We start from the raw sequence: 19,964 nt of genomic DNA, 5'->3' as shown, positions 1-19,964 counted from the left end.
GGTACGCCCGGCTGCCGTGCCGACGTCTCGCCCTCCGCGCCCGGGCGTTCCACCCGGAGGTGAGATTGGCTCATATCTATCTCCGGGCAATGATCGGCGGCCGACCGCCGCCCGGGATAGCAGTCGTTCACCAACCGCCAATGCCGACGTTTCGCCCCGCCGGCGCAGGAACCGCCGCATCTGCGCCTCGGGTCGCTGGCCGCGTCAGGCGGGCTGACCCGGCAAGGTGCGGTCAGCGACCCGAGGTCGCCCTGCGAGTCGAAAAGCGCTTCGATCTCCGCGCTGCCGATGGCGCGGATCAGCTCGTCCTCCAGATCGTCGACGCAGACGTGGAATCGGTGACCCGCGCCCGCGCCGAACAGGGACTTAGCGGGCCGTGTGGAGCGGCTGTGCCGATCGGCTCGGAGTTGGCGAGCTGTCGAGCAGAGCGTCCAGTGCGACGGCGGACTCGTCGGTCAGGCGGTAGACCCCCTGGAGGCTGACGGAGCGTTCAAGACGGCCGTCGACGACGTACTTCAGGGTGCGCCGGTCACCGCGCCGGTTGCGCCAGGTCAGCGTGCCGAGCAGGTCACCGGGGACGGTGACGTCGAAGCGGATCGGGGTGGCCTCGACATGCACCGGGACCGCTCCGCACCCGTCCGCACCGAGCATCGCCCAGGCGTCGTGGCCCGGATGGGCCGGATCCCGCCAGGTCACCGGGGCGCTGCCGCAGCAGTCGCGCCGCTGCTTGTCGACGACGCGGAGGCGGCTCACCACGTGCAGCACGCAACGGTTGACGTGCAGCGCGAAGACGGAATCGCCGACCCCGACGCTGGTCCAACTGGGCAAGGACTGGTGCACCCCGCTGAACGCCACCGGAGGCCGCTCGCCGACCCGGTGATTACGCAACTCCCGGCAGACGTCCTGGGTCCACAGGGCGGTGAAGGTAGCCGACATGGCCGTGATCGTAGGAACCCCGACCGACAGTTCCCGGACATGACGCCGTCGGCCGGAGCCGGACCTCGAAGTCCGTCTCGGACTGTGGACAAGAATGCCACCGTCACCTGTTACCTTCGCACCTCCCCGAGGTGGAAAGGGTTGCCGCAGTGGAACGCACCACGGCCTACACCGACTCCTGGTACCGACAGCCCGACCCGGTCGAGCGGGAGGATGGCCGCCGGCTGACGAACCAGCATTGGGTACGCGTGGCGGCGGTGTGGCTGCTGGCGACGTGGTCGCCGCAGCAGGCTGCTGGCTGGTCGTCGATGATGGTGTCCGGGCGGACCAGGTCCCGCCGGGATCAGCAGTGGCCGGAGCCGCCGCCGTTGATGGAGATCGCGGACGCCGCCCGCCTTCCGGAGGTCACCGGAGCGACGGTGCTGACCAGTCGGGTGTCCGTCGGGCCGGGACGGTCGTACGAGCGGTGTGCACCGACGAGGAAGTGGCGAGCGGACTCGGCAGCCTGATCTCGGCCGTGGTGGGGACACCCGACCGGCGCGCGGAAGTGCTGGTGCGGTTCCTCGCCGACGAGATGGCCGGCCCGTACGCCGATCTGCTCCGGCTGACCACCGACAGCGAGCGGCCGGACGAGCCGGGCCGGCCGGCGCCGCTGCACCTGCTGCACCGCGACTTCGACGGCAGCACCCTGCGGGTCTCGCTGCATCCAGCTCCGGAGATTCAACAGCCGCCGGTCAGCGACTCCGATGGCGCCGACGCCGCCCTGCGGACCCGGCTGGCCTGCATCCTGACGTTGCTGAGCGACCTGCTCTGGGTCAACAACAACAGCCCGGTCACCTTCCGGTTCCGAATCGGCCGGCTCGACCCCGGGGACGGCGATCCGGTGGCCGCCGCAGCCCGCTGGTGGGTCGAGAACCGCGAGGACGCGGACGGACACGACGAGGAGGCGTTCCGGCCCGTACCGGCCGCCGACCTGCGTGCCGGTCTCCGCAATCTGGTACGCATGCACCTGAGCGAGCTGTTCGACGGGAGCTGGGACGGCATCGACGAGTTCCGGGAGCTTCCGGCCGACCACCTCGCGACGTTCCTGGGCGACGACCTGATCGATCTCGTCCTGGCCCGGATGGGTGCCGATGTCCACATCGGGTACGCCGGCCTGCTGCCGACGACCTGGCCACCCGACGGCGAGGACTTCGAGAAGGAACCACAGACCACCGTGCTGCTGGTCGACCGGCACGAGGTCGCGGTCCTGGAGATCGACATGACCTGCTGAACCGGTCACGCGGGCGAGCCGGACGCCGAGCGGGTCGGCGGGGCGATCGCCCGGTTGCCGCAGGACCAGTCCGTGGTCATCGTGACGCACAGCAACGTCAGGCTCTTCGCGCCGGTGATCGTGGCCGTTCCCACCCGGCGGATCGTCGGCTGCTTGTTCGTCAACGCGGCGCTGCCGTCGCCGGTCGGACCGGCCCCGGTCGCGCCACCCGAACTGCTGGACCTGCTATGGGCCAAGGTGACCGGCGGGGTGGGCATCCGACCGTCCCCAACAGGTGCGATCGACGCCCGACCGAACGCGGCGCCCGAGCGGCGCGATCCGCCGCGATCGGAACGCGGCACCCGGGCGGCGCGATCCGGCGTGGCCGGAACGCCACGGCCGGGCCGTGCGGCAGCCGCGACCGGGGTACGGTGTCCGGTCGCGGCTGCCGGGCGACAGCGTCAGCGCTGCGGCAGTGGCCTGACCAGGGTCGGTGCGCCCGGCGCCGGGACGACCGCCGGCACCCGGGCAACGGTGGCGGTCCGCGCCGCGATGGCGCTCTCACCGACCAGTGCCGTGTTCAGGAACCTGCCGACCGCCTCGCCGATCGGGTCCGGCGTGCCGGGCAGCGCGTAGTGCGTCACGTTCTGGGCGAGGCTCACCTGCCGCCGACCGTCCGGAGTGTGCAGCGAGATGGCGCTGTGCCCGAAGACCAGGCCGTCGTGCCCCCAGACGTCGCCGGTGGGCCAGGTCATCCGGTAGAGGCCGAGCCCGTAGCCGCCGGCCTCCGGCTGAGCCGGGTCGAACGGCACGGTGGTCTTCATCGCGGCCAGTTGAGCCGGGCGGAGCAGCCGGCCACCGAGCAGCGCCCGGAAGAAGGTGTTCAGGTCGGCCATGGTCGACACGAGCGCCCCGGCCGTCCAGGCCCAGGACATGTTGCTGACGCTGAAATCGCGCAGCTCACCCTCGTACCACGGGACGTAGCCCCTGCTGTGCGGACCGGCGATCCGGGGACGCACGCCGGGGAAGTACGTCTGCCGCAGCCCGAGCGGCCGGAGGATCCGCCGGTGCACCTCGTCGGTGGCGGACCGGCGGGTGACCCGCTCGATGATCAGCCCGGCCAGGATGTAGTTGGTGTTCGAGTAGGAGAAGGCCGCGCCCGGTGCCCCGGTCGACGGCTGACCGAGGCCGGCCCGGACGAGTTGGCGCGGCGTGAACGTGGTGGACCGGTGCCGCTCGATGTCCTCCGGGGTGGCGAAGATGACGTGGTCGTAGTCGCTGATCCCGCTGGTGTGGTCGAGCAGCATCCGGACGGTCACCCCGGCAACCGCGAACTCCGGAAGGTACCGGCCGATCAGGGCGTCCAGCGCGATCCGGCGCTCACCGACGAGTTGCAGCAGCGTGGCTGCCACGAAGGTCTTGGTGATGCTGCCGACCCGGTGCTGGAACCCGGGCAGCACCGGTCGACCGGTCGTCACGTCGGCCACCCCGCTGGCGCCCCGCCACCGGTCCCGTCCGTCCCGCGCCTCGGCGAACACACCGGGCATGCCGGCCTCGGTGATCGCGCGCAGGTCGGCGGTGAGCGCCGCGTCCGGCAGCGACCCGACGGGCGGCCGGCCGGCCGCGAGTGCCGGGCCGGCACCGGCCAGCAGCGGCGTCGCGAGTGCCGTACCGGTGGTGGCTAGCAGGAAACTGCGGCGTGACAGGTGCATGTCGCCTCCCGTGTGACGTAGCTGCTGCTCATGGTGCCCCGGGTTGACAACCGCAAGCGTCAGTCTGCGGACCCATATCGGCCTCCCCACCGGGGATGACCCGGGCTCCGACCCACGCGGGAGAATCCGTCCGACCAGCGTCGGTACGCACCGACGCCGATGTCCGGCACGGTGCCGGTTCGTGCGACCGCCGAAGCTGTCCGTCCTCGTCCTCGTCCTCGCCGTCGTCGTGCTGACCACCGGCACCGGTGCCCCCTGGCGGCCCGACCCGAGCTGCCAGCTCACCGAGACCAGCGGACGTACACCTTCGACACCAGGAAGAAAGGCCAGGCCGAGTACGCCCGAATCAAGCACGAGACCGACCGCGGCCAGGCCGAGCACCGCGCCCAGCGTCGGGGATACGCACGGCGTCCAGGGCGAAGTAAACGTCGCACCGAGCACCGGCGCGCTGGCCACGCCGGCTGCGGGGAGCCTGCTGATGCGGGCCTGACGCTGCAACAGCGGAAACGCGCCGAGGTAGCCGACACCGAGCAGTACGGTCATCGCCCCCGCCACGATCTCAATCGTGCCGGCGTTGGTGGCCAGCGCCCGACCGGCGGCGTTAAACACACTGACACCGCCACGAACACGACGGCAAACACGACGATGGACCCGAGCGTGCCGGCCACCACCCGCCCTCGCGCCCGATGTCGCGTCGTCACGGCCAGCGCGCCCCGCGCGTCCGACGATGCCGGCTGGGCCGCTGCGTCGAGGTCGGCGCCGGCAAGACCGGTGACGTAGGACAGACAGCCCGGCACCAGCGGCAGCACGCAGGGAGTGGCCCGTTCGCGCACCGGCGGGCGGGTGGAGGGTCAGCGGGCCCCGGCGGGGGCTCGGAGCAGCCGCCCGACCACGTCGGTCAGGGTGGCCACCGCCGGGCCGTTTGGGGTGGTGACCACCACGAGGTGGTGGCGGGTGGTCCGCATGATGGCCAGGGCCTCGTAGGCGAGCGTCGAGCCGTCGAGCACGAGGACGTCGCGCATCACCTCGCCGGCGGTCTGGTCGTCCGGCTGGTCCATGGTGTCGCGGACGTGGACCACGCCGACGGCCGCGCCGTCGTGCAGGACGACCACCCGCAGGTGGCCGGTGTCGCGGGCCACCGCGCGGACCGTCAGAACGGTGTCGGCCGTCCCCACCGCGGTCAGCTCACGCTCCGTGCCGGTGAGGTCGGCCAGGGTGAGTTGGTCGAGGTCGAGGGCATCGGTGAGTTGCGCGGAGTACGACGCGTCGAGCGCGCCGACGTTGGCCGAGTGCTCGACCAGGTGGCGCAGATCGGCGGCGTTCTGGCCGGTGGCGATGGTGTCCCGCGGCTCTACGCCGACCCGTCGCAGGCACCAGTTGGCGCTGGCGTTGAGGGCACGCAGCACCGGGCGGGTGAACCACATGAAGGCGCGCATCGGCATCGCCAGGGCGATGGCGGTTCTCTCCGGGTGGGCGATGGCGTACGACTTGGGGGCCATCTCCCCGATGACCAGGTGCAGGAAGGTCACGACCAGCAACGCCAGTGCGAAACCGACCGCGTCGGCCGTCCAGCCGGGTGCGCCCCAGGACAGGAACATCGGAGTCAGCGCGTAGTTGACGGCCGGTTTGGTGACCGCGCCGAGCCCGAGCGCGCAGGCGGTGATACCGAGCTGGCAGCCGGCCAGCAGCACGGTCAGCTCGTCGAAGCTGCGCACCGCCGCGCGGGCCGACCGGCTGTGCTCGGAACGCGCGTCGAGGCGGTGCCGACGGGCCGCCAGCAACGCGAACTCGGCGGCCACGAAGAAGGCGCTGAGCACGATCAGCACAACGGTGACAGCCACCACCACCCACGGGTCACCCATCAGCGGTTCTCCTCCGTCCGCAGCAGGACCAGCGACGGGACGTGCCGCTCCAACTCCACCACCTCGAGTGTCAGGGCGACCTCGCCGAGGCTCAGCCGGGCCACGGCGCCGGGGGCGGGCAGTTCGCCGAGCAGTTCGATGACCAGGCCGGCGAGGGTCTCGCTGTCCGATGCGGGCAGGTCATGCCCGATGGTGCGCTCGACCTCGTCCAGCGGCAGCGTGCCGACCAGTTCCCAGGTGCCGTCCGCCGCGGCCAGCCCTGCTGGCGACGTGGGTGCCGTGGCGTCGTCGTGCTCGTCCTCGATCTCCCCCACCAGTTCCTCGGCAAGGTCCTCCACGGTCACCACGCCGGCCAGCCCGCCGTGCTCGTCGAGCACACAGGCGAGCTGGGCTTTCCGCTCGGCGAGGGTCTGCACGACCCGGGGCAGTGACATCGAGGTCGGGACCAGCACCGGCGGCCGCATCATGTCGGCCACCGTGCCGGCACCGTCGCGGTCGACGGCGAGCAGGTCGGCGAGGTGCACCACCCCGATCACGTCGTCGCGGTCGTCGAGCACCGGGTAGCGCGAGTGGCCGCCGGCGATCTTGGTCCAGAGTTCCTGGGTGGTCAGGCCGGGCTCCACGACATCCACCCGAGCCCGCGGGACCATCGCGTGGGCGGCGTCGCGGTCAGGGAAGTCGAGCACCCGGTCGAGCAGCATCCACAGCTCGGCGGGCAGGTCCCCGGAGTCGCGGGAATCGCTGACGATGTGTTCGAGGTCCCGGCGGCTGGCGGCGTGTTCCACGTCGTGCACCGGTTCCATGCCGAACAGGCGCAGCAGGGCATTGGAGGACTTGTCGAAGAAGGCAATGAGCCACCCGAACACCCGTAGGTAGATCTGGGTGGATCTGGCCAGCCAGAGGGCCACCGGCTCGGGCCGCGAGATGGCGAGGTTCTTGGCGAACAGCTCGCCGAACAGCATCTGCACGAAGGTCGAGAGCAGCAGCGCGGCCACCGTGCCGACGGCGACGCCGACGCCGGTAGGGACGCCGACCCCGCCGAGGGCGGCGCCGACCGACTCACCGATCAACGGTTCGGCGACGTAGCCGACCAACAGGGCGGTCACTGTGATCCCGAGCTGGGCGCCGGACAGCATGAACGAGGTCCGGCGGGTCACGTCCAGCGCTCGCCTGGCGGCGGTGTCACCCGCCGCGGCACGGGTTTTGAGCCGCGACCGGTCAACGGCCATGTACGCGAATTCCTGCGCCACGAAGTAGCCGGTGGCCGCGGTGATCGCCAACACCACCAGCAGCCCCAGGAGGAGACTCAGCACCCACACGGGGCCACGCTCCTGATGCGGGTGGCGCCGGGTGAATCAGGCCCGCAGCGGCGGGCCAGTGGTCTCGGACGTTGGCCGTCGCCCATCGGGTCGTGCTCCTCCTCGTGTCAGCAGTGATCGAAGTGTGGCATGGCTGCCTGGCAGCAACCTGGCAATCCCGCTCCTGACTGATCCCCCTGGCCGCTCTTTCTGATCTCTTCCCGGGTGCGGCGGGTGCGGCGAGGACCAGGCGGGCGATGACTTCGAGCAGGGCGTGATCGACTCGAACCTGACGCGAGGGTTGCGGTTCCCAGCGCTGCGCGGCCTTTGTCGTGGACGGCAGCGACTTTTGGCGAAGTAGGCCGATCTTCACGCCGACGTTGTACAGCAGCATCCGTGGAATCACCCGGTCCGCCGGCAGAGCGGCCCCTGCGTCCTGGGTGCGTGTGGGCGGGTGAGTGATGTTGACCGCGATGCCGATCGGCCATTGGTGGATGGGGGGACCGAGTGGATAACTTCGAGCCCTCAGGGTGGGCGACGGGCGGAGGCTGGATGACGCATGGTAACGCTGAGTATCGCTACACGAACACGGCGATATTGTCGGTGGCGGCTTTGGAGGCGCCGGTCATCGTCACCTCTGATCAGTTCGACGAGCAACTGAGCGAAACCTTCCGGCGGTTGAGGCTGCGCCCGGGGATGCTTCAGCGAATCGCCGGAGTCCAGGAGCGGCGCTGGTGGCCGGAGGGCTTTGGATTCGCCGACGCGGCGGCGACGGCCGGGGCCAAGGCACTGTCGGAGGCGGGTGTCGACGCGCGTGACGTCGGCCTGCTGATCAACACGTCCGTGTCTCGAGCGTATCTGGAGCCATCGACGGCAGTGGCAATCCACCACGCTCTGGACCTGCCGTCATCGGCCTTGAACTTCGACATCGCCAACGCCTGCCTCGGGTTCGTCAATGGGATCCAGGTCGCTGCCAACATGATCGACGCAGGACAGATCCGGTACGCGCTGATCGTGGCGGGCGAGAGCTCCCGTGAGGCCCAACAGGCGACGATCGAGCGGTTACGTAGACCCGACTCCACCCGGGACGACGTCCGGGAGCAGTTCGCCACGTTGACCCTCGGTTCAGGCGCGGCCGCGATGGTGCTGTCTGCCGCGGACACCCACAAACAGGGGCACCGGCTGATCGGCGGTGTGAGCCGGGCGGCCACCCAACACCACAAGCTGTGCGTCGGGGACAGCACGCGGATGCGTACCGATGCAAAGGGTCTACTCGACGCGGGGGTGAGCCTCGCTGAGGCGACCTGGGCGCATGCCGGGTCGTGGGACTGGCAGAACATGGACCTCTATGTCATGCATCAGGTCTCGGTGGCCCACACGCAGGGCGTCGTCAGCCGGCTTGGCCTTGACCCCCGGAAGGTCCCGGAGACGTTTCCGCTGTGGGGAAACGTCGGCCCGGCGTCGCTGCCGTTGACTCTGGCCCACCACGCCGGATCGCTCAACTCCGGTGACCGGGTGCTGTGTATGGGGGTTGGCTCCGGCCTGAACACGTGCGCCCTGGAGGTCGTGTGGTGAGCAATCGACAGGCTGTGCCGCCGCCCGGGTTGCCGGGTCTGGACAGTGCCTGGTCCCGGTGGGTCACTGCGGCGGACAGTCAGGGTGTGCAGCGCACCTGGCATGTCCTGGATACCGCCGCTACGGACTCCGGTAGTGCGATCCGGCCCATTGGGACTGTGCTGTGCGTGCACGGCAATCCCACCTGGTCGTACCTGTGGCGGCATCTGCTGGCCCGGTTCGCGCGGGCTGACGCACCGCCGTGGCGGGTGGTCGCCGTGGACCATTTGGACATGGGGTTTTCCGAGCGCACTGGCACCGTGCGCGGGCTGGCGCAGCGGATCGACGACCTCACCACGGTCACCGACGCGCTGGGTCTGACCGGGCCGGTCGTCACGGTCGGACACGACTGGGGCGGGTCCATCTCGTTGGGTTGGGCACTGCGCCACCGCGATCAGCTACGCGGTGTCGTGTTGACCAACACTGCGGTGCACCAGCCGAGTGGGTCGCCGGCGCCCACCCTGATTCGCCTGGCCCGCCTGCCCGGCGTGCTGCCGGCGGTGACCGTTCGGACGCCGACGTTCCTGCAGGCCACCCTCGCATTGGCGAACCCTTGGCTGCCGGAGCCTGTCCGAGAGGGCTATCTCGCTCCGTACCGCACTGTGGACCGACGGGCGGCGATCGGCGGCTTCGTCGCGGACATCCCGCTCAGTCCCGACCATTCGAGCTGGCAGGCGCTGCAAAAGGTCGCGCAGGGTCTGCACACGCTGGCGGAGATACCGACACTGCTGTTGTGGGGCCCCCGCGACCCGGTCTTCGGCGATGTACACCTCAGGGACTTGCGAAGCCGGCTGCCGCATGCGCAGTTGCACCGGTTCGAAGGCGCGGGTCACCTACTCACCGAGGACGCCGATGTCGCCGGTGCGGTCGCGCAGTGGCTGGTTGACCTGGACGGCCGGCCCGCCGACCCGACCCCGACGCCGGAACCGGCAGTGCCATGGCGTCCGCTGTGGGCGGCACTGGCCGAACGTGCCGAAGACCGGTCAGTCGCTGTGGTCGAGCTAGCGAACAACGGCCGGCAGGTCAGCTGGTCCCTGCTGTGGCAACGGATCCGGGAGATCGGGGCCGGATTGTCGGCCTCCGGAGTGCGTCGCGGTGACCGGGTGGCACTACTCGTACCACCCGGCGCCGACCTGACCGCAGCCGTCTACGCGTGCCTGCGCATCGGTGCGGTGATCGTGGTGGTCGATCCAGGTCTGGGTCTGGCCGGCATGAGCCGGGCACTGCGCAGCGCCGACCCCTCACACCTGGTCGCCATCGGCCGCGGACTCGCCGTCGCCCGGGCCCTGCGTTGGCCCGGACGGCGTATCGGGGCCGGGCCCGGCGCCGCCGCGATGGGTGCGCTCACCCTGGGCAAACTCGCCCGCCTCGGCGCCGGCGTCCAGGAACTTCCGGCCACGCCAGACCCGGACGACGACGCGGCCGTGTTGTTCACCTCCGGTTCTACCGGGCCGGCGAAGGGCGTGGTCTACACCCATCGCCAACTCGCCGCGATGCGTGACGCACTGCTCGGACTTGGCGTGAACGCCGACGCCGGAATCGTGGCGGCATTCGCGCCATTCGCGCTTTTCGGGCCGGCTCTCGGTGCCCCTTCGGCGATCCCGGACATGAGCCTTACCGCACCACGGACGTTGACCGCCACCGCTCTAGCTGAGGCGACAGCCGCAGTCGACGGTTCAGCGGTGTTCGCATCACCGGCCGCGTTACGCAACGTGGTCGACACCGGCGAGGTGTTGAACGATCGCCAGCGCACCGCGTTGCAGGGGGTGACATTGCTGCTGAGCGCGGGCGCGCCGGTGCCCGCCGCGCTGCTCACCCGGACGCGGGCGTTGATGCCCAAGGCGCAGCCGCACACCCCCTACGGGATGACCGAGGTCCTCCCGGTCACCGACATCACCCTCGACGAGATCGTCGACGCCCAGCCGGGTGACGGCGTCTGCGTCGGCCGACCGTTGCCCGGTGTCCAGGTGGCGATCGCGGCCCTGGACTCGACCGGCACGCCTTCCGAACAACCCGGTTGCGCTCCTGGGCTGACCGGCGAAATCCTGGTCAGGGCCGGGCATGTGAAGGATCGTTACGACGGGCTCTGGCTGACCGAGCGGGACAGCTCCCGCAATCCCGGATGGCACCGTACCGGCGACGTAGGCTACCTGGATCCCGATGGCCGGCTGTGGGTGCAGGGTCGACTGGCCCATATCCTGCTCACGTCCGACGGCGTGCTCAGCCCGGTCGGGATCGAGCAGCAGGTCGAGTCGTTGCCGCAGATCGCGCGGGCCGCAGTGGTCGGTGTGGGACCGCCCGGTGTGGCGAAGGTCGTGGTCATCGCCGAGACCCTGCCCGGGACCCGCCGTGCCCGACTGGCCAGCCGAGAACTGGCCGACGCGGTACGCACCGCAGCCGCGCCGCCGGTCGCGGCCGTGTTGGTGGTCCCGTCCCTGCCCACGGACATCCGCCACAACTCGAAGATCGACCGTACCCGGCTCCGTCACTGGGCGGAACGAGTGCTCGCTGGCGGAAGGGTCAGCAGACTGTGAAGATCCTGGTCACCGGTGCCAGCGGCATGCTTGGCAGTGCCGTCGCTACAGCTTTGCGGATGCGCGGCGACGACGTCCGCGTCCTGCAGCGTCGGCCCAGCGGCCTGGATGGGGTCGACGAGCGTCGCGGCGACATCACCGATCCGGAAGCCGCACGGGCGGCCACTGAGGGGGTCGACGCCGTGGTGCACCTGGCCGCGAAAGTATCGATGACCGGGCCGTGGCAAGAATTCGAGCACACCAACATCGGTGGCACGGCCACCCTGCTCGCCGCCGCCCGGGCAGCCGGCGTGACGCGATTCGTGCACGTGTCCTCACCGTCGGTCGCCCACCACGGCACTGGCCTGGTCGGCGCCGGCGCCGGCGCAGCCGACCCAGACCGGGCCCGGGGTCACTACGCCCGCAGCAAGGCCTCGGCTGAGTTGCTCGCGTTGGCCGCCGACTCGCCCGACTTCGCCGTGGTGGCGATCCGGCCCCACCTGGTCTGGGGACCGGGCGACACCCAGTTGGTGGGCCGGATCGTCGCACGGGCCCAGGCCAGCCGGCTGGCACTGGTCGGCCAGGGAACCGCCCTGATCGACACGACGTACGTCAGTAACGCCGTCGACGCCCTCGTCGCCGCGCTCGACCGGGCGCCCGAAGCCGGCGTACACGGACAGGCCTTTGTCGTCACCAACGGCGAGCCACGGACCGTACACGAGCTCATCGACCGGATCTGCGTCGCCGCCGAGACGGTGCCACCGAGGCTTCGGGTGCCGGTGGCCGTAGCAAAGGCCGGCGGCACCGCAGTGGAGTGGCTGTGGTCGGCCCTTCGGCGCACCGAAGAACCGCCCATGACCCGGTTTCTGGCCGAGCAGCTGTCCACCGCACACTGGTTCGACCAACGCCGGACCCGAGAAGCACTGTGCTGGTCACCGCAGGTCACGCTTGAGGAAGGCTTCGTTCGGCTAGCCTCGGCGTACCGGCAAGGTCCCCGCCCTCGTGGCCGCTGACGGGCCTGGGAACGTCATCGCCCCTCTGCCGAGGACGATGACGACGGGTGACGACTTACCGCCAGGCGCGCCCAGACACTAGGTCAGCTCGCACAGGGAACGGCCACGACGGGTTGTGCGTCGTGGCCGTTCAGTCATCTCCCCTGCCGCGCACTGCGCGGCCCAGGTCAGCTCTTGAAGGCGTCCTTGACCTTCTCGCCGGCCTGCTTGAGGTTCGCACGGGTCCGGTCGGCGCGGCCTTCGGCTTCGAGTTGCTCGTCGTCGGTGGCGCGGCCGGCGCCTTCCTTCAGTCTGCCGGCGGCCTCTTCGGAGGCGTTGTCGATCTTGTCATCGATACCCATGGAGCCTCCTCCGTCGATGTGGCGCTACAACTGCCGTCAGTACCTCCGACTCTGATCCTGAACCTTGCTCAAGGGGTCAGGTTGGCATCGGTGCGTGTGGGCTGTCGGTCGATGTCGGGTTCGAGGTAGATCGTGGTGGCGGTGGGTAGGGCCCGCCGGATCCGCGCCTCGGCGTCGTCGATGGTGGCGGCGACGTCGGCGCCCTGCTCGGCGGTGCCGACGGCGATCTTCGCCACGACGAGGAGCTCTTCCGGCCCGAGGTGCAGGGTGCGCAGGTGGATGACCCGATTGACGCCGGAGGTGGACACCAGTTCGGTGTGGATCGCGGCGACTTCTTCGGGCAGGGCGGCCTCTCCGATGAGCAGGCTCTTGGTCTCGACGGCGAGGACGACGGCGATGGCGACGAGCAGGACACCGATGCACAGTGTGGCGATGCCGTCGAAGATGGCGTTGCCGGTGAGCACGCTGAGGCCGACACCGCACAGCGCGAAGATCAGGCCGAGCAGGGCTCCGGCGTCCTCGAGCAGGATCACTGGCAGTTCGGGGGCGCGGGCGTGGCGTACGAAGGAGACCCAGCCTCGGTTGCCGCGGACCTTGTTGGCCTCCTTGACGGCGGTGTACATGGCGTAGCTCTCCAGCGCGATCGCGATGACCAGTACGGCGACGGCGATCAGCGGTGCGGTCAGCTCGTGTGGATCACTGATCTTGTGGTAGCCCTCGTAGAGCGCATACAGGCCACCGAGGGTGAACAGGATGATCGCGACGATGAAGGCGTAGACGTAGCGTTCGCGGGCGTACCCGAACGGGTGCAGCGCCGACGGGGCGCGTCGGGCGCGTCTACCGCCGACCAGCAGCAACGCCTGGTTCGTGGAGTCCGCCACCGAGTGCACGCCCTCGGCGAGCATCGACGCCGACCCGGTGACCGCTGCGGCGACGAATTTACTCACCGCGATGCCCAGGTTCGCGACCAGCGCTGTCACCACGGCCTTGGTGCTGCCCTCCGCCGCCATCAGTTGTTCCCCCTCGTCGTACGTCATGGGTGTGGGTGGTCAGTTGTGCCAGCGGTGCGGCGGGGTGGTGCCGCAGGTGCCGGCAGCACGCCGCCGGCCCGCATTGAGGGGCGGGCCGGCGGTACGGGCGGTGTGACGGTCAGTGGATGCGGCGGCGGCCGTAGGCGCCGGCGGCGACGGCCACGCCGATCGCGGCGAAGACGACCTGGATGGCCAGTTCGATCCAGTCGACACCGGCGGTGTCGTCGACACCGAGTGCACCGGCGACGAGGGTGCCGAGAATCGCGGCGACCACACCGATGAGCAGCGTCAGCCAGATGGGGATGGTCTGCTTGCCGGGTACGACCAGCCGACCGAGTGCGCCGATGATCAGGCCGATGATGATCGCGGTGAAGAAGCCGGTGACCTCCACGAGAGCCATCCCTCCAGAGCTGTTGTCGTCGGCTCCGATCATTGCCCTGCCCTGCGAGTGCCGAAACCGCCGTGAGTCGCCCGACCGATCGCGGCACCCGGCTGCCTCGTTGCCCTTTGAAGCCCGTCAACACACCCGTCGTCGAAGCCGACGAGCGGCCCCTTCCGCAGCGCCACCCAGGGTGGCGCCCGGCAGTCATGCTCAAAGACATGATCCGGTTTGTGCTCAACGTACTGTGGCTCGTCTTCGGCGGGGGTCTCGTGCTCGCCGCTGGCTACGGCATCGCCGCGCTGATCTGCTTCGCTCTGGTCGTCACGATCCCGTTCGGCGTCGCGTCGCTACGCCTGGCCGTCTACTCCCTGTGGCCGTTCGGCCGCACCGTCGTGCCCAAGCCCGGCGCCGGGATCGCGTCAGGGCTGGCCAACGTCCTCTGGGTGGTGCTGGCCGGGTGGTGGTTGGCGCTGTCCCACATCCTCGCCGGCATCGCCCTCTGCGTCACGGTCATCGGCATCCCGTTCGGCATCGCCAACTTCAAACTCGTCCCCGCCGCGCTCTGGCCCCTCGGCCGCGAAGTCATCGACGCACCATAGGGCGGCAGCCTCCCGGCCGAACCCCGCCGCCGACCCGTGGCTGGAGCCGGCCTCCGCCGAGCGCACAGACGTTCGATGGCTACGTCACCCGCTTTGGCCACCTGACTGGCTGCCCCGGCCTACACCCTGGATCTGTCGATGCTGCCAACGGAGCGGCGCCTGTTCCTGGCTGGGTCAGGCGGCGGCTGACCGAGCAGGCGTTACAGCGGCGCGAGCCGGAGCGCTCTATCCTGCTCACGCTGCTGGCGCAGTCGGCCATCGACGTGCTGGACGTAAACCTCGCCAGCAGCGCCGTCATCGGCCGGCAATTCGCCTTCCCAGACCGCCAAGTCGTAACTCATGCGGCCCGGCCGATGCCGGCCGGAGGTCGCCAGCAGGCCGAGGCCGGGCCGGCGCGGCCTGCTTGCGGGCCGCCTTGTCACAGCAGAAGAAGAATTCGGCACTCAACCGCTCTGGCCGGTGAAGCTTGACCGGCGGTCAAGGAGCGCTACCAGACGGCGCACTTGACCGAAGTGGTCCCCCAGAAACCCAAGAAGGCCGACTCGAATACTCGAATCAGCCTTCTGACCTGCGATAACACTTTGTCGGGACGGCCGGATTCGAACCGACGACCCCTTGACCCCAGGACGCTTCGCCACACCTTGACGCACGTCACGCACGCTATCCCCAAGATCAGGCCGTGCGGTCGACGTCGTGCCGCGCACCATCGCGCGGGCCGTGTGGTCCTCACTTGGTCCCCGGGACGCTGACACGCTCGCCTCGACGAGCCGGCCCAGTTCTTCCTCGATGATCTGCAGCGCATCCGTGCCGAGAAGTTTCGACGATGCGGGCGGCGGTCTTGGGCCCGATGCCCTCGATCAGTCCGGAGCCGGATAGCGTTTTGATGCCTTGGACGGTGGCGGCAGGATCGTCGTGTACGACTGGACCTCGAATTGCAGCCTGTACTTCCGGTGTCATCCCCAGCAACCGACCATTCACAGGCTCTCGCCGGCTGCACACCCAGCAGGGACCCACCCCGGTCAACATGCCGGTGCCGGAGCCGGCTGGTGGCGACGAGGGCGATCGTGTAGCCGGTCTCCTCGTTGACGTAGGCGACCCGCTCGAGCAAGCCTGGACGACCGTTCCGTGCTGCCAGGTGCGGGGGTGGCCGTCATCGGAGGAGATGATCCCAGGGCGGCCGCCTGGCGAGAGTGGCGGCCGAGCACCCGCCGGCCGGCCGCCCTCGGGCCCACCGGTAAGGTTCGACGGTCCGGAGTCGACGGCGGTGAGGGCGTGGCGAACAACGGTGGACGGGACGAGTCGGGCCGGCCCTCGCGACCGAGGGTTGCTGTGGATGAAGATCGCCGACCCGGATCTGCCCCTGCCGCCCATCACGGACCGCACCGACGTCCGCGTCCTGCTCCCCGCTGATCCGCGGTTCACCGTCCTGGCGGACAAGCTCGCCGCCGAGGGTGCCGAGGTGCGGCGAGTCCCGCACCTCGTCGAGGACGAGGCCATCCGCCGCCTCCCGGACGATCCGTCTGAACGGTCGCTCCAGTCGGTCACCTACCCGTGTGCGCTGCTGCGTGGCCCCACCCGACGGCCGAGCCGGGCGAGCGGCGCCGCCGCGGTAGCCGCGCGGGACGCCTTCGCGCTGACGTGGCAGGCGTACGACGGCGCACCATCACCGGATGCCGGTTCAGTCGCCACCAACGGCCTGCTGCCGCCCACCCTGTCCCCTTTCTTCCCGTACCCGACATTCAACCCGGCCCAGGCACAGGTGCTTCCCGCCATCCTCGACGGCGACGAGAACCTGCTCGTCGTCGCACCCACGGGAGCGGGCAAAACGGTGATGGGCATGGCCGCCGCGCTCAAGAGCGTGCTCCTGCGGCGCCGGAAGGCGGTCTGGCTGGTACCCCAACGCTCGCTCACCGATGAGCTCAACCACGACCTGGAGGCCTGGAAGGCAAAGGGGGTGCGGGTCGAGCGCCTCTCCGGCGAGTACGCCGTCGACGCGGACCGGATGCGGGAGGCCGATCTGTGGCTGGCGACCACTGAGAAGTTCGAGGCCGTCTCGCGCAGCTCGGCCCTGCGGGAGGCGCTGGCGGAGGTCGACTGCTTGATCGTCGACGAGATCCATCTGCTCGGCGATCCCGCTCGTGGTCCCACGCTGGAGGCAATGCTGGCCCGGATGCGCGACGCCCAGCCGCCGATCCGGGTGGTCGGGTTGTCGGCCACGGTCGGCAACGCGGAGGAGATCGCCGTCTGGCTGCGGGCCCGGCTGCTGCACTTGACGTGGCGGTCCAGCCGGCTGACCTGGCAGTTGCCCGCGGTCGCGGCGCACGCCGACTGGAACGTGACGGAAGCCTCCCGAAGCCGGCTGGCGACCGTGATAAGCCGCCTCGTGACCGCCGACGGCGGCAGCGTACTGGTGTTCTGTGGCAGCAAACGCAACGTACGCCGGACCGCGCTGCTGCTCGCGGCCAGCCGGGGCGTGGACACCACCCGGGTCAGGCCGGACGATGCCGCGCAGGTGCACATGGTGTGCGGCCAGGCCGGCGTGGGCCTGCACTACAAGGATTGGCCGTACCGGCGGGACGCCGAGGCGGCCTTCCGCGCCCGGCAGTTCGACGTCCTCGTCGCCACGCCGACCGTGGCCGCCGGGGTCAACCTGCCCGCGCGCGCTGTCGTCGTCCGCGACACCCAGGTCGGGCTGGACGGCTTGGACGTGGCCACCGTCCAGCAGATGTTCGGCCGCGCCGGACGGGTCGGCGCGGGTGAGGACCAAGGTTGGGCGTTCCTCATCGTCGACGACAGCGAACGGCCGGCCTGGCAGGCACGGCTGACCGAGGGATACGTGGTGCGGTCACAGATCCAGTCCAGCCTGCCCGACCATGTCCTCGGTGAGGTGGTACGGGAGGAGGTGACCTCGCGGACAGCGGCTGACCGCTGGTGGGTCGGGACGCTGGCCCACCAGCAGGGCCGTCGCAGCCTCGGTCCGCTGCGGCAGGCCATCCAGTTCCTCGCCGGCGCGGGCATGGTCGCTGACACACCGGCAGACGCCGGGAGTGACCTCGAGGAAACGCTCCTGGCCCCGACCGACCTCGGCCAGCTCACCGCACGGCTCATGGTCCCGGCCACGGTATGCGACCACTTGCGCCGGACGTTGAACGACCTACCGGTACCCGCCAGCGCCGCCGAGGCCGAGCGCGCGCTCATCCGTACTGTCGCGACGCTGGTGCCCAAGCTCGCGCAGGTCGCCGTGCCCGAGGAAGCCAGGAACGCGGTCGCCGGCATCATCAACTCCGGGGTCGTGCCGACCGGCCCGCCGGCGGAGCCCGCGGCGGCAGCGACCAACCTGCCCGAGCCTCAGCGCGGCGACCTGGCCCAGGCTGCCCTGCTCGCGGTAGCGAACGCGCCGGAGCTGTTCGGCGAGAGCGTCACCACTATCGCGGGCATGCCGTACGCCGCGATCTATCCCATCCTCGAGGACGCTCCCCGGTACCTGCACTGGCTCGCGAGCCAGGGCCTGCTCGGCACGGTCCACCCGTGGGTCGCGGTGGTCGCCGGAGACCTCGGCCGCCGGGTCAGGTGGCGGCGCTGCCGGCCGCCACGCGGAGCGGGCAGGCTCCTGTGGATCTGCGAGCTGATGGCCACGCCCGTGCATCTGGCCGACGCGGTGCCTGAGCTTTGGCACGCGGCCGTCGGCAACGGCCACACTGCGCCGGACTGGCCGCCCGGCAGGCCGCCTCGCGCCTGCCGGTTGCCGGAGAGCGCCTACCGGCAGCTGCTGTACGAGCGGGCCACTGGATGCGCGATCGCGGTCTCCGGCCGGGACGTCGTCGCGACCGGTCCTTCCGGCGCGGTGGTGACGGTCTGGGCCGGCCGCACCCACCGCGCGGAGCCGATCCGCCGGGGCACGGCGGGTACTACCTTCCCGCCCGGGGACGGAGACCTGGGCGTCGTCGTGTTCACCTGGCGGGGCGACCATCGCGCGACGGGGTGGCTCGGGGAGTACCGGGAAATAGGGGTGGGCTCCGTCGAGTAGGTCCACCTAGGACCTGTGTCGAAGTCGGTCACAGCCACTCGTTGATGGCGGCGAGGTGGACTGTGGCTTCGTAGCGGACAGCGAGCTTGTCGAACCGGGTGGCCACGGCTCGGTTGCGCTTGAGCCGGTTGATGCCGCACTCCACGGCGTGGCGCTGCTGGTAGATGTGCGGTGCCCGGCGGTCGGCACGATGGCGAGGGGTTTCTGGCCCTGCTCGCAGCCCAGGTACAGCTTCGTGGTCAACCCGCCACGGGACCGGCCCAGCGCATGGCCGTCCGGCTCGGCACTGACACCGCCGGGTGGTTCGGCCGCGCTGGAAACCCGCGTTGAACGCCTTCGCCATCACCTTCAGCGACCGCTTCCCCGCCGCTGAAACCTACTAACCAAGATCGCCGGAAACACCCTTAGAGGTCCTAACTTATGATGTTGGGCGTAACCGACTGGACGTGAGGGTCGTTTCGTCTGAACGTGAGGAGGGGTGAGCAGCCGCCGTGGATCGTCTCGGACGAGTTGTGGGCCGAGATCGCGCCGCTGGTGCCACCCCGCCCACCACGGCGGAGCCGGTATCCGGGGCGTAAGCCGCTGGATGACCGGAAGGTGCTGTGTGGGATTTTGTTCGTGCTCTACACCGCGATTCCGTGGGAGTTCCTGCCGCAGGAGTTGGGTTCGGCTCGGGGATGACCTGCTGGCGCAGGTTACGGGACTGGAACGACGCCGGGGGCTGCACGAGGTGCTCCTGGCCCGGCTGCGGGGCGCGGGCCAGTTGGACCTGTCGAGGGCGATGATCGACGGCTCCCACATCCGGGCGCTCAAGGGCGGCCCAAAACCGGTCCGAGCCCGGTCGACCGCCGCAAGCCTGGCTCGAAACACCACGTCATCACCGACGCCGGCGGCATCCCCCTCGCGGTCACGCTGACCGGCGGGAACAGGCACGACTCCACCCAGACCACCGCCCTGCTCGACGCCATCTCACCCATCGGCGGACGCCCGGGACCACCACGGCGGCGCCCCGACCGGCTGTACACCGATCGGGGCTACGACTACGCCAGCCACCGTCGCCAGATCCGCGCCCGGCGTCACCCCCGTCATCGCCCGACGCGGCACACCCCACGGCTCCGGCCTCGGCACCAAACGATGATCGTGGAACGCACTATCGCCTGGCTGCACTGGTTCCGCCGCCTCCGCATCCGCTGGGAGATCCGCGACGACATCCACGAAGCCTTCCTCAGCCTCGCCTGCGCCCTCATCTGCTGGCGCCAACTCCAACGCACCCACAGTTAGGAGTTCTTAGCGAGACAGGCCCCCACCGGCGGAGGCCGACAAATCGCGGAAAGGACCCCGAGGTCAGTCACCTGCTGGGTCAAACCCCGGCGGGAGGTGCTCA

The 19,964-nt window shown here is 70.2% G+C and carries 17 protein-coding genes, 1 tRNA gene and 2 pseudogenes; 9 read left to right on the top strand and 11 right to left on the bottom strand.

Translation table 11 applies throughout. The features are described from left to right. Positions 1–366: 366 nt before the first annotated feature. On the bottom strand, positions 367–936 hold the full coding sequence (locus DER29_RS13830) for a hypothetical protein (RefSeq protein ID WP_121397703.1): 570 nt from the start codon (positions 934–936) through the stop codon (positions 367–369). Positions 937–1,085: 149 nt separating this feature from the next. Between DER29_RS13830 and DER29_RS13825 the strand changes: the two genes are divergently transcribed. Next, positions 1,086–1,445: a hypothetical protein gene (locus tag DER29_RS13825; RefSeq protein ID WP_121397702.1), complete on the top strand. Its 360-nt coding sequence runs from the start codon at positions 1,086–1,088 to the stop codon at positions 1,443–1,445. Next, on the top strand, positions 1,421–2,209 hold the full coding sequence (locus DER29_RS13820; protein ID WP_121397701.1) for a hypothetical protein: 789 nt from the start codon (positions 1,421–1,423) through the stop codon (positions 2,207–2,209). Before DER29_RS13825 ends, DER29_RS13820 begins: the two co-directional genes overlap by 25 nt. A 5-nt stretch (positions 2,210–2,214) precedes the next feature. Here the strand turns inward: DER29_RS13820 and DER29_RS35945 are convergent, their stop codons facing one another. The 5 genes and pseudogenes from DER29_RS35945 to DER29_RS13800 form a co-directional block, all read right to left on the bottom strand. Then, entirely contained in the window at positions 2,215–2,343 is a 129-nt protein-coding gene (locus DER29_RS35945) for a hypothetical protein (RefSeq protein WP_255421039.1), read from the bottom strand. A 306-nt stretch (positions 2,344–2,649) separates the two neighbouring features. Beyond that, on the bottom strand, positions 2,650–3,900 hold the full coding sequence (locus tag DER29_RS35310; protein ID WP_148710042.1) for a serine hydrolase: 1,251 nt from the start codon (positions 3,898–3,900) through the stop codon (positions 2,650–2,652). 369 nt (positions 3,901–4,269) lie between these two features. After that, positions 4,270–4,509, bottom strand: a pseudogene (locus DER29_RS36260) (cytochrome c biogenesis CcdA family protein); the annotation flags it as partial. Between the two features lie 242 nt (positions 4,510–4,751). Next, positions 4,752–5,762, bottom strand: a complete 1,011-nt coding sequence (locus tag DER29_RS13805) for a hemolysin family protein (protein ID WP_121397698.1) — start codon at positions 5,760–5,762, stop codon at positions 4,752–4,754. Next, on the bottom strand, positions 5,762–7,081 hold the full coding sequence (locus DER29_RS13800; protein WP_121397697.1) for a hemolysin family protein: 1,320 nt from the start codon (positions 7,079–7,081) through the stop codon (positions 5,762–5,764). The genes DER29_RS13805 and DER29_RS13800 overlap by 1 nt, the downstream gene beginning before the upstream one ends. A 531-nt stretch (positions 7,082–7,612) precedes the next feature. On the opposite strand from DER29_RS13800, the gene DER29_RS13795 reads away from it, so the two are divergent. The 3 genes from DER29_RS13795 to DER29_RS13785 all read left to right on the top strand — a co-directional run bounded on the left by DER29_RS13795 (position 7,613) and on the right by DER29_RS13785 (position 12,200). After that, positions 7,613–8,635 carry a 3-oxoacyl-ACP synthase III gene (locus DER29_RS13795; protein WP_121397696.1) on the top strand — a complete coding sequence of 341 codons (1,023 nt, stop codon included), beginning with the start codon at positions 7,613–7,615 and terminating at the stop codon, positions 8,633–8,635. An 86-nt stretch (positions 8,636–8,721) separates the two neighbouring features. After that, a complete protein-coding gene (locus DER29_RS13790) occupies positions 8,722–11,208 on the top strand; it encodes an alpha/beta fold hydrolase (RefSeq protein WP_199729269.1) in 2,487 nt (828 codons plus the stop codon). Continuing rightward, a complete protein-coding gene (locus tag DER29_RS13785; RefSeq protein WP_121397694.1) occupies positions 11,205–12,200 on the top strand; it encodes an NAD(P)-dependent oxidoreductase in 996 nt (331 codons plus the stop codon). The genes DER29_RS13790 and DER29_RS13785 overlap by 4 nt, the downstream gene beginning before the upstream one ends. A 167-nt stretch (positions 12,201–12,367) precedes the next feature. On the opposite strand, the gene DER29_RS13780 is transcribed toward DER29_RS13785, so the two are convergent. From DER29_RS13780 to DER29_RS13770, 3 genes are all read right to left on the bottom strand, one after another. Further along, positions 12,368–12,541, bottom strand: a complete 174-nt coding sequence (locus tag DER29_RS13780) for a CsbD family protein (protein WP_121397693.1) — start codon at positions 12,539–12,541, stop codon at positions 12,368–12,370. 68 nt (positions 12,542–12,609) lie between these two features. After that, positions 12,610–13,551 (bottom strand): cation diffusion facilitator family transporter, encoded by a 942-nt coding sequence (locus DER29_RS13775; protein ID WP_121399203.1) that lies wholly within the window; start codon positions 13,549–13,551, stop codon positions 12,610–12,612. 139 nt (positions 13,552–13,690) lie between these two features. After that, positions 13,691–13,963, bottom strand: a complete 273-nt coding sequence (locus DER29_RS13770) for a GlsB/YeaQ/YmgE family stress response membrane protein (protein WP_121399202.1) — start codon at positions 13,961–13,963, stop codon at positions 13,691–13,693. 209 nt (positions 13,964–14,172) lie between these two features. On the opposite strand from DER29_RS13770, the gene DER29_RS13765 reads away from it, so the two are divergent. Further along, positions 14,173–14,553 carry a YccF domain-containing protein gene (locus tag DER29_RS13765; RefSeq protein ID WP_121397692.1) on the top strand — a complete coding sequence of 127 codons (381 nt, stop codon included), beginning with the start codon at positions 14,173–14,175 and terminating at the stop codon, positions 14,551–14,553. Between the two features lie 584 nt (positions 14,554–15,137). Here DER29_RS13765 and DER29_RS33900 read toward each other — a convergent pair. Continuing rightward, positions 15,138–15,209: transfer RNA gene (locus DER29_RS33900), tRNA-OTHER, on the bottom strand. Positions 15,210–15,886: 677 nt separating this feature from the next. Between DER29_RS33900 and DER29_RS13760 the strand changes: the two genes are divergently transcribed. Next, positions 15,887–18,580 carry a DEAD/DEAH box helicase gene (locus DER29_RS13760; protein WP_121397691.1) on the top strand — a complete coding sequence of 898 codons (2,694 nt, stop codon included), beginning with the start codon at positions 15,887–15,889 and terminating at the stop codon, positions 18,578–18,580. A gap of 28 nt (positions 18,581–18,608) precedes the next feature. On the opposite strand, the gene DER29_RS36255 is transcribed toward DER29_RS13760, so the two are convergent. Further along, positions 18,609–18,923, bottom strand: coding sequence for a transposase (locus DER29_RS36255; RefSeq protein ID WP_370040072.1), 315 nt, complete (start codon positions 18,921–18,923; stop codon positions 18,609–18,611). A gap of 125 nt (positions 18,924–19,048) precedes the next feature. Here DER29_RS36255 and DER29_RS35940 point away from each other — a divergent pair, with 125 nt between their 5' ends. Together DER29_RS35940 and DER29_RS35935 are read left to right on the top strand one after the other, a co-directional pair. Further along, a complete protein-coding gene (locus DER29_RS35940) occupies positions 19,049–19,261 on the top strand; it encodes a transposase (RefSeq protein WP_255421038.1) in 213 nt (70 codons plus the stop codon). Positions 19,262–19,369: 108 nt separating this feature from the next. After that, a pseudogene (locus DER29_RS35935) lies at positions 19,370–19,861 on the top strand (IS5 family transposase); the annotation flags it as partial. Between the last annotated feature and the right edge of the window lie 103 nt (positions 19,862–19,964).

This window comes from Micromonospora sp. M71_S20 (genome assembly GCF_003664255.1).
Lineage (GTDB): Bacteria > Actinomycetota > Actinomycetes > Mycobacteriales > Micromonosporaceae > Micromonospora.
Note: the sequence above shows the minus strand (reverse complement) of the source record. Positions and strands in the feature narration are given on the sequence as shown.

Coding starts and splice junctions, on each gene's coding strand:
- DER29_RS13775 (WP_121399203.1), bottom strand. CDS start 13,551: ATGGCGGCGGAGGGCAGCACCAAGGCCGTGGTGACAGCGCTGGTCGCG.
- DER29_RS13795 (WP_121397696.1), top strand. CDS start 7,613: ATGACGCATGGTAACGCTGAGTATCGCTACACGAACACGGCGATATTG.
- DER29_RS13765 (WP_121397692.1), top strand. CDS start 14,173: ATGATCCGGTTTGTGCTCAACGTACTGTGGCTCGTCTTCGGCGGGGGT.
- DER29_RS13780 (WP_121397693.1), bottom strand. CDS start 12,541: ATGGGTATCGATGACAAGATCGACAACGCCTCCGAAGAGGCCGCCGGC.
- DER29_RS13760 (WP_121397691.1), top strand. CDS start 15,887: ATGAAGATCGCCGACCCGGATCTGCCCCTGCCGCCCATCACGGACCGC.
- DER29_RS13805 (WP_121397698.1), bottom strand. CDS start 5,762: ATGGGTGACCCGTGGGTGGTGGTGGCTGTCACCGTTGTGCTGATCGTG.
- DER29_RS13830 (WP_121397703.1), bottom strand. CDS start 936: ATGTCGGCTACCTTCACCGCCCTGTGGACCCAGGACGTCTGCCGGGAG.
- DER29_RS36255 (WP_370040072.1), bottom strand. CDS start 18,923: ATGGCGAAGGCGTTCAACGCGGGTTTCCAGCGCGGCCGAACCACCCGG.
- DER29_RS35310 (WP_148710042.1), bottom strand. CDS start 3,900: ATGCACCTGTCACGCCGCAGTTTCCTGCTAGCCACCACCGGTACGGCA.